9 protein-coding genes are annotated in these 13,945 nt (G+C 67.6%); 4 read left to right on the plus strand and 5 right to left on the minus strand.

What is annotated here, in order from left to right; translation table 11 throughout:
- Positions 1 to 830: 830 nt before the first annotated feature.
- Together glgA and glgC are read right to left on the minus strand one after the other, a co-directional pair.
- Positions 831 to 2,300 carry a glycogen synthase GlgA gene (gene glgA, locus CRT60_RS23245; protein WP_098738951.1) on the minus strand — a complete coding sequence of 490 codons (1,470 nt, stop codon included), beginning with the start codon at positions 2,298 to 2,300 and terminating at the stop codon, positions 831 to 833.
- A 140-nt stretch (positions 2,301 to 2,440) separates the two neighbouring features.
- Positions 2,441 to 3,712, minus strand: coding sequence for a glucose-1-phosphate adenylyltransferase (gene glgC / locus CRT60_RS23250; RefSeq protein ID WP_098738952.1), 1,272 nt, complete (start codon positions 3,710 to 3,712; stop codon positions 2,441 to 2,443).
- A 672-nt stretch (positions 3,713 to 4,384) separates the two neighbouring features.
- On the opposite strand from glgC, the gene CRT60_RS23255 reads away from it, so the two are divergent.
- The 3 genes from CRT60_RS23255 (at position 4,385) to CRT60_RS23265 (ending at position 7,592) form a co-directional block, all read left to right on the plus strand.
- Positions 4,385 to 5,818 carry an ammonium transporter gene (locus CRT60_RS23255; protein ID WP_098738953.1) on the plus strand — a complete coding sequence of 478 codons (1,434 nt, stop codon included), beginning with the start codon at positions 4,385 to 4,387 and terminating at the stop codon, positions 5,816 to 5,818.
- A gap of 178 nt (positions 5,819 to 5,996) precedes the next feature.
- Positions 5,997 to 6,854, plus strand: coding sequence for a pirin family protein (locus CRT60_RS23260; protein ID WP_098738954.1), 858 nt, complete (start codon positions 5,997 to 5,999; stop codon positions 6,852 to 6,854).
- 195 nt (positions 6,855 to 7,049) lie between these two features.
- The gene (locus CRT60_RS23265; RefSeq protein WP_098738955.1) at positions 7,050 to 7,592 is read left to right on the plus strand and encodes an invasion associated locus B family protein; all 543 of its coding nucleotides are present in this window, start codon (positions 7,050 to 7,052) and stop codon (positions 7,590 to 7,592) included.
- 62 nt (positions 7,593 to 7,654) lie between these two features.
- Here CRT60_RS23265 and CRT60_RS23270 read toward each other — a convergent pair whose 3' ends face one another.
- The gene (locus tag CRT60_RS23270) at positions 7,655 to 8,794 is read right to left on the minus strand and encodes a catalase family protein (protein WP_098738956.1); all 1,140 of its coding nucleotides are present in this window, start codon (positions 8,792 to 8,794) and stop codon (positions 7,655 to 7,657) included.
- 441 nt (positions 8,795 to 9,235) lie between these two features.
- On the opposite strand from CRT60_RS23270, the gene CRT60_RS23275 reads away from it, so the two are divergent.
- Positions 9,236 to 12,283: a GGDEF and EAL domain-containing protein gene (locus CRT60_RS23275; protein WP_098738957.1), complete on the plus strand. Its 3,048-nt coding sequence runs from the start codon at positions 9,236 to 9,238 to the stop codon at positions 12,281 to 12,283.
- 177 nt (positions 12,284 to 12,460) lie between these two features.
- On the opposite strand, the gene CRT60_RS23280 is transcribed toward CRT60_RS23275, so the two are convergent.
- Complete coding sequence (locus CRT60_RS23280; RefSeq protein WP_098738958.1) at positions 12,461 to 12,877, minus strand: hypothetical protein; 417 nt, start codon at positions 12,875 to 12,877, stop codon at positions 12,461 to 12,463.
- A 115-nt stretch (positions 12,878 to 12,992) separates the two neighbouring features.
- Positions 12,993 to 13,907 carry a pseudouridine-5'-phosphate glycosidase gene (locus CRT60_RS23285; RefSeq protein ID WP_098738959.1) on the minus strand — a complete coding sequence of 305 codons (915 nt, stop codon included), beginning with the start codon at positions 13,905 to 13,907 and terminating at the stop codon, positions 12,993 to 12,995.
- Positions 13,908 to 13,945: the final 38 nt, after the last annotated feature.

Here is a 13,945-nt window from a genome sequence, read left to right on the forward strand (position 1 = left end):
TCACCGTCCTGCCCGTTGGACGCCCACACCACCACCTGGGTGCCGTTGTCCAAGACCGTTACCGCAGGCTGCAGCTGATCGCCGGAGATCGTAGCATTGGCGAGTGTTTCCTGGCCCTCTAGAAGGGAAACCATCATGACGCTCCGCTTGTGCGTGTATATAATTTTATTATACACGCACTATAGTTTTGCGCCCTCGAATCATAGGGGGTTTAAGATGATAAAATGTCGCATTCTTCCCGCTTTGAGGGTGATTGCCTACGTTTTCCATGGGCGTGATCACCATGCCACAAGTGGAAGAAACAATGCGGATATCGTGGGCCCTTGCAAGATTTGCGAGATACTCACGTCAGGCCGCCGTTGTCGTCGCGGGAAGAATGTGCATCTTTGGAAGAAAGCGTCTAATCATCCTACCTTAGAGTTCAATAAATATACCTCCAAAGTCACGCGAAAGTTCTCTTGGAATTTCGCAAGGCCGCGGATGATTGGTGGATTGGGCAGAAAACAGCAGTTGCACCATTAACCGACCCAAGCCTCGCCGATGCGGAGCCGTTCCTTACCCCGCCATCGGCACCACCCGTTAAGCGCCCCGCACCAGATCGACCTCGATTTTTGCCGCGACCAACTTCGGCCGAGTGCTCATCCCGTTGCGTATCAGCCACGCTCCGTCGGCGCGAAGCCGCCGCTCGGCAGTGTGTCCGCCCCTGTGAAGGCGTGGGATCGGATCAGCTACATGGTCGTAACGGTACTTATGGTGGAACCGCATTTCCCAGACGGCTTTACGCGTGGTGTCGAAGCCCATCAAGCGGATGCCATCCACGTCGTGCAGGGTCAGCGAACAGCGATTCCCCGATACAGCTCCATGTACTCCTCCGCCGGCCCGTGCCAGCCGAAGTCGCGCGTCATGGCGCGGCGCTGCATCGCCTGCCAGCGGTCGGGCTTGCGGTAGACGCTCATCGCCCGGCGCAGCGCCCACACCAGCTCCTGGCCGGTCGCGTTGACGAACTGGAACCCCGTCGCGCTGCCGTCGATGCTGGCGGCCGGGTTGGCGTCGATCACCGTGTCGGCGAGGCCGCCGGTGCGGCGGACCAGCGGCAGCGTGCCGTATTTCAGGGCGTAGAGCTGGGTCAGGCCGCAAGGCTCCGAGCGCGACGGCACCAGGAACAGGTCGGATCCGGCCTGGATGCGGTGGGACAGCGGCTCGTCATAGCCGATGCGGACGCCGATGGACTGCGGATGCCACTGGGCGAGCTGGCGGAAGCCGGCCTCGCTGGAGGCATCGCCGCTGCCCAGAACCACCAGCTGGCCGCCCCAGGACACCCATTGGCCGGCGGCCTCCAGAACCAGATCGAGGCCCTTGTGCCAGGTCAGGCGGCTGACCACGGCGGCCAGCGGCGCGTCGGCGCGGCGGTCCAGGCCGAAGGCGGATTGCAGGTCGGCCTTGCAGGCGTCCTTTCCACCCAGATCGTCGGGGGTGTAGCGGGCGGGCAGATGCGGGTCGGTCGCCGGGTCCCACACCGCGTAATCGACGCCGTTCAGGATGCCGGTCAGCACGTCGGAACGGGTGGCGAGCAGGCCTTGCAGGCCGGTGCCGTGCTCCGCCGTCTGGATTTCGTTGGCGTAGGTCGGGCTGACCGTGGTCAGGCGGTCGGCGTAGAAGCAACCGGCTTTCAGGAAGCTGACGTTGCCGTAATACTCGACGCCGTCGACGCGGAAGCTGGAGGAGGGCAGGCCGAGGTCGCCCATCATCCAGGGGCCGAAAAGGCCCTGATAGGCGATGTTGTGGATGGTCAGCACCGTGCCCGGCCGGAAGGGGCCGGCGAAGCGGTCGGGGCGCAGGGTCAGATAGGCGGGAATCAGCGCCGCCTGCCAGTCATGGCCGTGCAGGATGTCGGGCCGCCACCACGGGTCGTAGGATTTCTCCGCGGCGAAGCCGGCGGCGACCCAGGCGAGTGCCGCGAAGCGCAGGGCGTTGTCCGCCCAGTCCTTGCCGTCCGGCCCGAGATAGGGGTTGCCGGGACGGTCGTACAGCGACGGCGCCTTCAGCGCATAGGTGAGAACCCCGTCGGCGGTGCGGCCGATGCACAGCTGGGCGCGGTCGCAGCCGGGCAGGTCGGTGATCAGGTCGCCGACCTCGTGCAGGTTCTGCAGGCTGTTCAGAACGGCGGGATAGCCCGGCAGCAGCAGGCGGACATCGGCGCCGGCGGCGTTCAGGGCCGGCGGCAGGGCGGCGGACACGTCCGCCAGCCCCCCCGTCTTGACCATCGGGTAGCATTCGGACGTGACGTAGAGGACGCGCATCGGGAAGGCACTCGGATGAAAGGCGGGAGGGGCGGAAGGCAGGAGGGTGCAGGCATGTTATAGCGCCGATGCGGGTCCGGTGGGGAGCCGGACCGCATCGGCGCGGGCCATGGGGCAGGGGAGGGCGGCGAAATGCCGCCTTACTCCTTCGGCAGCTTCTCGATCATCTCGCGGGTGATCAGGACGACGCCGCCCTCGCTGCGGTGGAAGCGCTTGGCGTCCAGCTCCGCGTCCTCGCCGACGACGAGGCCGTTGGGGATGCTGACGCCGCGGTCGATCACCACCTTCTTCAGGCGGCAATGGCGGCCGATGTCGCATTCCGGCAGCACCACCGCCTCGTACAGCTCGCTGTAGGAGTTGACGCGGACCGAGCTGAACAGCAGCGAGCGGCGCACGGTCGAGCCGGAGATGATGCAGCCGCCCGACACCAGGCTGTCGATCGCCGTGCCGCGGCGGTTCTCGTCGTCGAAGACGAACTTGGCGGGGGGAAGCTGTTCCTGATAGGTGAAGATCGGCCAGTCGCGGTTGTACATGTTCAACTGCGGCGTGACGTGGCAGAGGTCGAGGTTGGCCTCCCAATAGGCGTCGATGGTGCCGACGTCGCGCCAGTAGGGGGCGTCGTCCGGCGCGTCGATGATGGCGCTGTCGGCATAGTCGTGGGCGATGATCCGCGCCCCGGTCTTCACCAGATGCGGGATGATGTCCTTGCCGAAATCGCGGCTGGAGCCGGGAGTGGCGACGTCGCGCTCCAGCTGTTCGTAGAGGAACTGAGCGTTGAAGACGTAGATGCCCATGCTGGCCAGCGCCATGTCCGGGCGGCCGGGCATCGGCGGCGGGTCGGCCGGCTTCTCGACGAAGTCGATGATGCGGCGCTCCTCGTCGATGTGCATGACGCCGAAGCCGCTCGCCTGTTCGCGCGGGACCGCGATGCAGGGGACGGTGACGTCGGCCTTGCGGTCGATGTGGTCGAGCAGCAGCGCGCCGTAATCCATCTTGTAGATGTGGTCGCCGGCCAGGATCAGGACATATTCCGGCTCGTGGTCGCGCAGGATGTCGAGGTTCTGGTACACCGCGTCGGCGGTGCCCTGGTACCACTCGGTCTCGCTGACGCGCTGCTGGGCCGGCAGCAGGTCGCAGAACTCGTTCATCTCGCCGCGGAAGACGTTCCAGCCGCGCTGGAGATGGCGCAGAAGGCTGTGCGATTTGTACTGCGTCAGCACGCCGATGCGGCGGAAGCCGGAGTTGACGCAGTTGGACAGCGCGAAGTCGATGATGCGGTACTTGCCGCCGAAATAGGTGGCCGGCTTGGCCCGCCGGTCGGTCAGCTGCTTCAGACGGCTTCCGCGTCCCCCGGCCAGCACCAGCGCCACCGCACGTCGCGGTGCGAGGCGCAGATCCCGTTTGTCGAGCATGGCCGTTACCCCCTTTGCCTTATTCTTGCGGCCGCTCGGCTGCGGCCATTCCATATGGAGGCGTTGACGGTGCCACATCTCGCCGCCATGTCCAATAGGCGCGGCGGAAGGGTCGCATCGGCTTACCCGCCGCCGGAGGGCTTCCCGGTCCTAGGAGGAAAGGGGGGCCTGTGGGGCACCCCTCCGAACGGACTGGGCGGAAGGGATAGGGCGCCGGACCGGCGCCGCCGCGATGCCGCCGCAATGAGCGCCTTGCAGGCCATCCCGTGCCCAAATTTTCATCATATGCCGGAATGACAGCCAGAGTGCCAGGCAGAGGCAGGCCGAAATCGGGCTGCCGACCCTGACGTTCGGTCGAAAGCCCGGAATTTGCGGCGAAATGTCGGTTCCGAAATCTGCCCATTTCCTGTGCAAACACCGGGTGCGACTCGTAGGAGGGTGCCCGTTCGGGGGTCCCGGCCCGAGACAACCCTGACGATTCCAAGCCGTTTTCGACTGGCACGCTTCTTGTAACGGTGGAGGCGTCCTTGGTCCCGTCCGCCGCCCCGTCTTTGCCGGGGACGGGGCGACCGGGACGGGGTCGCCCCAGTGCGGTGGCTTGAGCGCGGAACACCTCCGGTGCCGCGCCGGCCGTAAGGGGGTGGGAGCGATTTTGGAGAAAGAGGAGCCTCGATGAACCGTCTGTTCCTTATGGCCGCACCGATGATGGCGGTTGCTCTGGGCGCGGTCGGCATGCCGGCCGCAGCCCTTGCCCAGGATCCGGCGGCTGCCGCCGCTGCCGCGGCTGCGGCTGCCGCCGCTGCTGCCGCACCGGCGGCTCCGGCGCTGAATGGCGGCGACACCGCCTGGATGCTCATCTCCACCGCGCTGGTGCTGATGATGACCATCCCCGGCCTGGCGCTGTTCTACGGCGGCATGGTCCGCAAGATGAACGTGCTGTCGACGGTGATGCAGAGCTTCGCCATCACCTGCCTGATCAGCGTCCTGTGGTACGTCATCGGCTACAGCCTGGCCTTCACCGGCACCGGCGCCTATGTCGGCGGGCTCGACCGGCTGTTCCTCAACGGGCTCGACTTCACGAAGGCCTTCGTGCTGGGCGAGGCGACGGGGTCGGGCGTCCCGACGACGATCCCCGAGCCGGTCTTCATGATGTTCCAGATGACCTTCGCGATCATCACCCCGGCCCTGATCACCGGCGCCTTCGCCGACCGCATGAAGTTCTCCTCCCTGCTGGTCTTCACCGCGCTGTGGTCGATCGTTGTCTATGCGCCGATCGCCCACTGGGTCTGGTACCCGTCGGGCTTCCTGTTCGGCCTGGGCGTGCTCGACTTCGCCGGCGGCACCGTCGTGCACATCAACGCGGGCGTCGCCGGCCTTGTCGCCGCGCTGGTGATCGGCAAGCGCAAGGGCTATCCGAAGGAAGCCTTCATGCCGCACAACCTGGTGCTGTCGCTGATCGGCGCCTCGCTGCTGTGGGTTGGCTGGTTCGGCTTCAACGCCGGTTCGGCCCTGACCGCCGGTCCGCGTGCCGGCATGGCGCTGGCCGCCACGCACATCGCCACCGCCGGTGCCGCCATGGGCTGGCTGTTCGCGGAGTGGATCGTCAAGGGCAAGCCGTCGATCCTCGGCATCATCTCCGGCGCCGTCGCCGGCCTGGTCGCGGTGACCCCGGCCGCCGGCTTCGTCGACCCGACGGGCGCCATCGTCATCGGCATCGTCGCCGGCGTGGTCTGCTTCTGGTCGGCCACCAGCCTCAAGCACATGCTGGGCTATGACGACAGCCTGGACGCCTTCGGCGTGCACGGCGTCGGCGGCCTGATCGGCGCCATCCTGACCGGCGTCTTCGCCAAGATGTCGGTGTCCAACAGCGAAGGCGGCTTCGCCTCCGTCCTCCAGGCCGACCCGAAGGCCACGCTGGGCCTGCTGGAAGGCAACGCCGCCGCCGTCTGGATCCAGATCCAGGGCGTCGCCTACACCGTCGCCTGGTGCGCCGTCGCCACCTTCGTCCTGCTGAAGGTCGTCGATGTGGTCATGGGCCTGCGCGTCGAGGAAGACGTGGAGCGCGACGGTCTCGACCTCGCCCTGCACGGCGAGAGCATCCACTAAGAACATCCCTTTCCCACGGGTCTCTCGCGAAAAGGCCGCCGGTTCTCCGGCGGCCTTTTTCGTGTCCGATTGTTGCGCGGGGAGGAACGCTGTGGCGCGGGCGGGCCGGCTTCACGGCGGGGCTGCGAGGGACTACCTGTGGTGCATCGCCCTTGTGTCTGCTTTAGGAGTTGCCGCCATGTCCGCCAAGCCCGCCACCCCCGGTGTCCGTCCGGTGCTCGCCGCCGTGGAGGGCATGGCCACCTCCGACGGCGCCGGGGTCAGCATGACCCGCATGCTGGGCTCGCCGCGCCTGCGCACGCTCGACCCCTTCCTGATGCTGGACCTGTTCGGGTCGGACCGGCCGACCGACTATCTCGCCGGCTTCCCCGACCATCCCCACCGCGGGTTCGAGACGGTGACCTACATGCTGGCCGGCCGCATGCGCCATGCCGACAACCACGGGCATGAGGGCGTGATCGAAACCGGCGGCGTGCAGTGGATGACCGCCGGCCGCGGCCTGATCCATTCGGAAATGCCGGAGCAGACCGAAGGGCTGATGAGCGGCTTCCAGCTGTGGATCAACCTGCCGGCCCGGCTGAAGATGACCGAGCCGCGCTATCAGGAGTTCCCGGCCGCCGCCATCCCGGTGGAGCGGCGCGAGGACGGGGCGACCGTCACCGTCATCGCCGGCGACACCGCCCGCGGCACGGCGGGCCCGGTGCGGGCCGAGGCGACCGACGCCCGTTATTTCGACGTGGCGCTGCCGCCGTCGGTGTCCTTCGCCGAGCCGCTGCCGGCCGGGTACACCGCCTTCCTGGTGCTGTTCGAAGGCACGCTGGCCGTGGGGGGCGAAGCTCCGCTTTCCGGGCCGCGGGTGATCGTGCTGGGCGACGGCGAGCGGGTGGAGGCGGTCGCCGGGGCCGACGGCGCGCGCTTCCTGCTGCTGGCCGGCGAGCCCATCGGCGAGCCCATCGCCTGGGGCGGTCCCTTCGTCATGAACACGCGGGAAGAGGTGATGCAGGCCTTCCGCGACTTCGAGGAAGGGCGCATCTGATCCCTGGTGCGCGGCATCTCGTTCCTTGCACCCCCGCCACCGCCGGTTATCATGGCGCATTCCGTGCTACAGCTTCGCGCGTTTATATAAAACGCACGAAGCTGTAGTTTTATGTGTGGCGATCGGATTCACGCGATAAATCGATTCCGATTTTACGCGATCCGATCTGATACGAACGATAGCGGGGACGGGGCGATGCGTGCAAAGGGTCTGTGGGGAGGGTTCAGGGCGGTTGCGGCTGCTGGAGCATTGGCCCTGGGGCTGGCCGGAGCCCTGGTCGCCGCCAATCCCGCCGCCGCGGCGGACGTCTCCAAGGCGGCGGCGGACTTCGGGCCGGAGGGCGCCTGGACCAACCAGTGCGACATCGACCGGATGACCGACAGCAAGACCTGCCGGCTGATGATCTACCGCCTGTTCGACGACGGGAAGGATGTCGGCTTCGTCGCGCTGAGCATCATTCCGACCGGCAACGACTTCCACCTGTTCCTGACCACCAGCCAGGGCCTGATCGACCGCTGCGCCATCCGCGTCGACCGCCAGCCGCGCATCGAATCGCATGTGGCGACGCTGAACATGTGCATGTTCCCGAACTTCGTGTCCGGCCGCGTCGCTGACCAGTTCCGCAACGGCTCGACCATCCTGGTCCGCGTCAGCTCCCGCGTGGGCAAGCGCGACATCGATTTCCCGCTGAACGGATTCTCCCGCACCTTCGAGGAAATGCAGCGCAGCCTGCAATGATGTGGAAATCCCCCTCTCCCCGGGGGGGAGAGGGGATTTTAGGAGGGAGAGGGACTGCTGCATCACCCCGGCAGCCGGTAGCCCGCCGCCGGCTCATGCATCGGGCAGCCGTTCCGTTCCATGCGGAATTCGGCGGAGCGGTCGTAGGCGAGGCGCCGGGCGCGCATGATCGAGCCCAGCGGCCGGTGCGCCGCCAGCCCATGCCAGGGGCTGAAGGCCAGCCGGTCGTCGCCGGCGCGCGACCGTTCCTCGCTCCAGGCCGTCTGCGGCGGCACGGTGATGCGGGCGATGGTTCGGTAGGGGCTCAGATCCTCCGGCCACACCACGCTGGCATCCTCCACCGGCATGCGCTCCTCGTCGGTGCGCAGTTGGGCGCGCAGTTCCCAGACGGCCTCATGGTCGCGGAAGAACTCCGTCACCGCCTCGCGAATGCCGTTCGGCTTGCCGTTGAGGTCCAGCGGCGCGTTCTCCAGCGCGGTCAGGTTCGGCGAGACCGGGACGATCGACAGCTTGGCGATGTGGTCGCCATGGCGCAATGCTGCCTGGCTGTAGAAGGTTTCGCCCAGAATGTGGGTTTCCGGGTGGCCGCCCAGCGTCTTCAGCGTCGCGCTTTCGCCGCCGAAGGCCTCCACCACCCGTTCGGCGACGCGCAGGCCGGCAGACAACACTTTCTTCGCGGTTTCCGCCCGGTCGGTGGTGGCGGCCAGCAGCTTCAGCGTCGACAGGAACTGCTTGGCATCGGGCGCCGAGAAGACGGGGCCATTGGCCATGACGAAATCCTGCGTGGCCTCGCCCTCCGACCCCGGCAGCCGCTCGCCGGACACGCCCAGAACCTTCACCGCCAGACCGCGCGGGGTCGAGACGCTGTCGGGCAGGATGTCGCCCGGCGTCGTCGACAGCCGCAGGATCGCCGGATAGCTCTCCGCCTTCGCGAACAGTCCCTGGGCCAGTTCGGCCGGCAGGTCGTCGAGCACATCCAGCCGGCCGATCAGCAGCCCGTGGCTCTTGGCATGGACGCTGCGGCTGGCATGGCCGCTGTCCTCGAAGGTCCTGGCGCTGATCGACAGCATCGTCTCGGCCAGATCGTTGAAGACCTGCGCTTCATCGGGACCCGGATTTTCGACCGACGGCGTATAGGCCAGGGGGCTGGCAGCGCGCCGGGCATTGGGCTGGGCATTGGGCCGGGTGGAGGCAGCGGACACGGGCGGGCTCCCGAAGAGGAGGAAAGGGCGGGGTGCAGCCCGGACAACAGCCGGGCACTGTCCTCTGTTCCGCAACGACGGGGCCGCGCTCTCCTGCGGTGACGGCGCGCAGGGCCGCCGGCAAGGATCTGCGATATCCCGGGCGATTATTGTGCGGGTGCGAGAAAAGTCGGCGGCTGTCGCGGTTTGCACCGCAAAACGAGAGGCGGGACTGCACAAATAATCGGTCGCGCCTCATGCGCGAGTATTTTGTAGCTCCTCCAATCTCCTATGGAAAATTAACCATACATCCTCGGGAATTCCTTAGAAGAAGATCCTGGCGTCAATAGGACTGCGCTGCATATCCTTTTGTCAGGAAAAGCCAAACCTCTTTACGCCTCCTGCGGCTGCGCGACGTGCAGCCATCGGGGTGCGGCCGGACAAGCGAGCGAAGGGTGTCTCATGACCGGACGGAGCGTCATCTGGTCCTCCATACGGAAGCGCAGCGGCATCCTGCCGCTTGTGCTGCTTGTGCTGGCGACGCTGTCGGTGCCGGCGGGCGGGCGGGCGACGCCGCCCAACCGGACGGTGCTGGTCCTGCACTCCTACCACCAGGGCTATGAGTGGACCGACGGACAGGCGGACGGCATCTCCGACATGCTGGCCTCGGCGGCCCCCAATGCGCTGGCGATCCCCTATTACCTGGATTGGAAGCGCTTTCCCGACCCCGCCGGGATCGAGCGGCTGCGGGCGCTGATCGCCTACCGCCACCCCAAGGGCACCGTCGACGCCATCGTCTCCACCGACGATGCCGCGCTGTCCTTCGCCCTGGATTTGCGGCACGAGATCTACGGGCCGGTGCCGCTGGCGCATGGCGGCGTGCTGCCGATTTCGGCGCGGCGGCTGACCGAGCATGAGGCCAACGTCGTCGGCATCGACGAGGCCAAGGACATCGAGGGCACCGTGCGCATGGCGATGGCCGCCAATCCGCGGCTGCAACGCCTGTTCATCCTGCACGACGACACCGAGACGGGCCTCGGGCTGGATGACGAGATCGAGGCGCTGGTCGCCGCCGGCCGCTTCCCCGCCGGGGTGGAGCGGCAGACCCTGCCGGCGCTGCCCTTCGTCCGGCTGGAGGAGCGGCTGGCCGCCCTGCCGCCGGACAGCGCGGTGCTGCTGGGCACCTATGCCACCGACCCCAAAGGCCTGGTCCTGCCGCCCGAGCAGTTCCTGAAACTGATGAGCGAGAAGAGCAGCGTGCCGATCTACGGCTTGCAGGAATTCCTGCTGGGCCACGGCATCGCCGGCGGCAGCCTGCTGAGCGGGCAGGAGCATGGCCGCGCGGTCGGTCGGCTGGCCGCCGCCCTGGTGAACGGTGCGTCCATCGCCGGCCTGCCGGCGGAGCAGCGCCAATCGGTCATCCGTGCCGCCGATTACAGTCAGCTGCAGCGCTACGGGATCGATCCCGCGCGGCTGATGCCGATCGACCGGCTGGTCGACAAGCCCTTCTCCTTCATGGAGACCTACCGCTGGCTGGTGGTGACGGTCGGCGGCGTGCTGCTGATGCTGTTCGGCATGGTTCTGGTGCTGTCCCTCACGCTGCGCAGCCGGCGGAGGACCGAGGCGGCGTTGCAGCGGAGCAACGAGGCGCTGACCGAGTCGCGCCGGCAGTTGCAGGCCAAGGTCGTGGAACTGACCGCCAGCAAGGATGCCTTGCGCGAACGCGGGCGGTGGATGCGGCTGGTGGCGGAGGCATCGCGCGACATCATCTGGACCTGGGACATCGTCAACGACGTCCGCGTCCTGTCTGGCCGGGTCGAGGAGTTGCTGGGGGTCGACGTCGCGAGCATCAACTCCCGGGCGGCCTGGTTCGACCGCATCCATCCGGAAGACCGGTCGCTGGCGGAGGAGGCGCTGCAGCGCCACCTGTCGGGCGAGCTGCCGGAATACCGGGTGGAATACCGGGTCCGCCATCGCGACGGCAATTACCTGTGGCTCTACGCCGCCGGCAAAATCCTGTTCGATGGGGACGGGCAGGGCGGGACAGCAGGGCGGGGGAAGCCGGTGATGATGGGCGGCTCCTACACCGACATCACCGCGCAGAAGCGGCAGCAGGCATGGCTGGACCATCTGGCCCATTACGATCCCCTGACCGGCCTGCCCAACCGGCTGACGCTGGAACAGCATGTCGACCGGCTGATCGCCGCCACCAAGGCATCCGGCAATGCCGGGCCGCTGGCGCTGCTGTTCCTCGACATGGACAATTTCAAGTTCATCAACGACGGCTTCGGCCACAAGGTCGGCGACGAGCTGCTGATGATGCTGGGCCTGCGCATCCGCAAGGGGGCGGGCGACGGGCTGTTCATCGCGCGGCTGGGCGGCGACGAGTTCGTGGTGGTCGTCCAGGGGGGCGAGGCCGGCGAGCCGGCGGAGGTGGCGCAACGGCTGGAACAGGCGTTCGCCGCCCCCTTCCTGGTCGAGGGACAGCATTTCTTCGTCACATGCAGCGTCGGCATCGCCCGCTATCCCTGGGATGGCCGCTGCTTCGACGATCTGTTGCAGAACGCCGACACCGCCATGTACCGGGCCAAGGACAGCGGGCGCGGGCGCATCTGCACCTTCACCGCCGACATGAACCTGAAGGTGGTGGAGCGCATGCGGCTGCTCAGCCGGGCCCGGCTGGCCTTCGACCGCCAGGCCTTCACCGTGCATTACCAGCCGCAGGTGGCGACGCGCGACGGCCGGGTCCGCGGGTTCGAGGCGCTGGTCCGCTGGACCGACCAGGAACTGGGGCCGGTGTCGCCCGACCGCTTCATTCCGGTCTGCGAGGATTCCGGCCTGATCGTCCCGCTCGGCCTGTGGGTGCTGGAAACCGCCTGCATCGAGGCGGCGGGGCTGGCCTGCCGCGGGGCCGGCGACGTGACGATGAGCGTCAACATGTCGGCGGTCCAGCTGGCCCAGCATGATTTCGTGCCGCGGGTTCTGGAAATCCTGGCCCGCACCGGCCTGCCGGCGAACCGGCTGGAGCTGGAGATCACCGAGTCGCAGATGATCGGCTCGCTCGACGCCGCCATCGGCAAGCTGAACGCGCTGCGGAAGGCCGGCATCCACATCGCGCTGGACGATTTCGGCACCGGCTATTCGTCGCTGACCTATCTGCGGACGCTGCCGATCAACACGCTGAAGCTGGACAAGGCCTTCATCGACGACGTCCACCGCCGGCCCGATGCGCGCAGCATGGTGTCGTCCATCTCGCGCATCGCCCACGATTTGAGGCACAGCGTGGTGGCGGAAGGGGTGGAGGAGGCGGCCCAGTGGGAGGTGCTGTCGCTGATGGGCTGCGACCTGATCCAGGGTTACTTCGTCAGCCGCCCGCTGCCGGCCGACCGCATCGACGCCTTCCTGGCCGCCTGGGAGGACCGGCGAGCCGGCCTGCCGGTGATCCGCGACGATGTGGTGGTCGGCATGCCCAGCGCCGGAGCGAACCGGCCGTCCCTGCCGGCTTCGTAGGGGCCGGCTTCGTAGGGTCGGAAGAAGGCTGTGATCCGAACCGGCGCGACGCGGCCGGCCTGACGGCAAGGCATCCGACGGCGCGCAAACACGGAACGGGCAAACGCGAAACGCCCCGCAGGCTGGCTGCGGGGCGTTTTTTGAACGCGGGGCTTTTGGGGGCCGGCGGCGCCGGGCTCAGTGCCGCGTGCGGGCCGGGGTGATGTAGACGCCGTCCCAATCGACGCCGAACAGGGCGTCGTCGCCGGCCTCTTCGACCAGATCGTCATATTCGTGGGCCTCGATCAGCCCGAAGATGGAGGCGGTGCCGGAGGCGTCCAGGTCGCAGGTCACCACATGGCCGCCCACCTCGACGGAGGTGAAGAACACTTCCGGCAGTTCCATGCTGTCCAGGTCGGCGGTGACGGCGGCTTCGATCTCGTGGATGGAGCGGGCGGACAGCGACACGCGCAGCTTGGCCGCCTGGGAGGCCCAGACGATGCGCTTGACGTGTGCGGGCTCCTTCATCTCCGCGACGCCCGCCGCCTCGTCGCCTTGGCCGGCCATCGCAATCATCCGGGAAACCAGGGTCGAGGTGCTGCTGGGTGCGCGCATGAAAGCCTCCGCTCGTTCGATGACGACAGATTTGCGCGCAGGCGGTTAACGGGGTCTTAAGCCGGTACCGGGGCTAAAGCCTTACCACCGGAGGAGTAGTCCTATCCAATCGGCTTTATGTGGCCGCGAGTGCGGCGGCGACCCCTGCCGCAACCCGCGCGTTGTTGCGGATCAGCGCGATGTTGGCGGTCAGGCTGCGCCCGCCGGTGATGGCCTCCAGCGCCGCCAGCAGATAGGGGGTGATCTCCTTCCCCTTGATTCGCCTGGCGTCCGCGTCGGCAAGCGCCCGGGCGACCGCCGCCTCCATCGCGTCGGCGTCGAGTTCGTCGGCGGCCGGGATCGGGTTGGCGAGCAGCACGCCGCCCTCCAGCCCGAGCCGCCATTTCGTCCGCAGGATTTCCGCCACCTCCTGCACGGTGTCACAGCGATGATCGACGGAGAGGCCGCTGCGGCGGCTGTAGAAGGCGGGAAATTCCTCCGTGCCGAAGCCCAGGACCGGCACGCCGCGGGTTTCCAACAGCTCCAGCGTCTTGGGCAGGTCGAGAATCGACTTGGCCCCGGCACAGACCACGCAGACCGAGGTGCGGGCCAGCTCGTCGAGGTCGGCGGAAATGTCGAAGCTGGTCTCCGCCCCGCGATGGACGCCGCCGATGCCGCCGGTGGCGAAGACGGAGATGCCGGCCAGCCGCGCCCCGATCATCGTCGCCGCCACCGTGGTTGCGCCAAGCGCCCCGGTCGCCAGGGCGATGGGCAGGTCGCGGCGGCTCAGCTTGCGCGCCTTGCCGCCGGCGGTCGCCAGCCGTTCCAGTGCCTCGTCGTCAAGCCCGACTCGGATGCGGCCGTCCATCACAGCGATGGTGGCGGGAACGGCGCCGGCGGCCCGCACCTCCGCCTCCAGCGCGCGGGCGGTCTCCAGATTGCGTGGATAGGGCATGCCGTGGGAGATCACGGTCGATTCCAGCGCCACCACCGGGCGCCCCGTGGCGAGCGCGTCGGCGATTTCGGGGGTCGGCAGCAGGATCGGGTGCATGCGCTGGGTCTCCGCTATGAGCGCCCTATATTAGGACG

Source organism: Azospirillum palustre, assembly GCF_002573965.1.
GTDB lineage: Bacteria > Pseudomonadota > Alphaproteobacteria > Azospirillales > Azospirillaceae > Azospirillum > Azospirillum palustre.

What these genes read in the sequence shown, in the direction of transcription:
- CRT60_RS23255 (WP_098738953.1), top strand. Translation starts at nt 4,385, where the DNA reads ATGAACCGTCTGTTCCTTATGGCCGCACCGATGATGGCGGTTGCTCTG.
- CRT60_RS23285 (WP_098738959.1), bottom strand. Translation starts at nt 13,907, where the DNA reads ATGCACCCGATCCTGCTGCCGACCCCCGAAATCGCCGACGCGCTCGCC.
- glgC (WP_098738952.1), bottom strand. Translation starts at nt 3,712, where the DNA reads ATGCTCGACAAACGGGATCTGCGCCTCGCACCGCGACGTGCGGTGGCG.
- CRT60_RS23260 (WP_098738954.1), top strand. Translation starts at nt 5,997, where the DNA reads ATGTCCGCCAAGCCCGCCACCCCCGGTGTCCGTCCGGTGCTCGCCGCC.
- CRT60_RS23265 (WP_098738955.1), top strand. Translation starts at nt 7,050, where the DNA reads ATGCGTGCAAAGGGTCTGTGGGGAGGGTTCAGGGCGGTTGCGGCTGCT.
- glgA (WP_098738951.1), bottom strand. Translation starts at nt 2,300, where the DNA reads ATGCGCGTCCTCTACGTCACGTCCGAATGCTACCCGATGGTCAAGACG.
- CRT60_RS23280 (WP_098738958.1), bottom strand. Translation starts at nt 12,877, where the DNA reads ATGCGCGCACCCAGCAGCACCTCGACCCTGGTTTCCCGGATGATTGCG.
- CRT60_RS23275 (WP_098738957.1), top strand. Translation starts at nt 9,236, where the DNA reads ATGACCGGACGGAGCGTCATCTGGTCCTCCATACGGAAGCGCAGCGGC.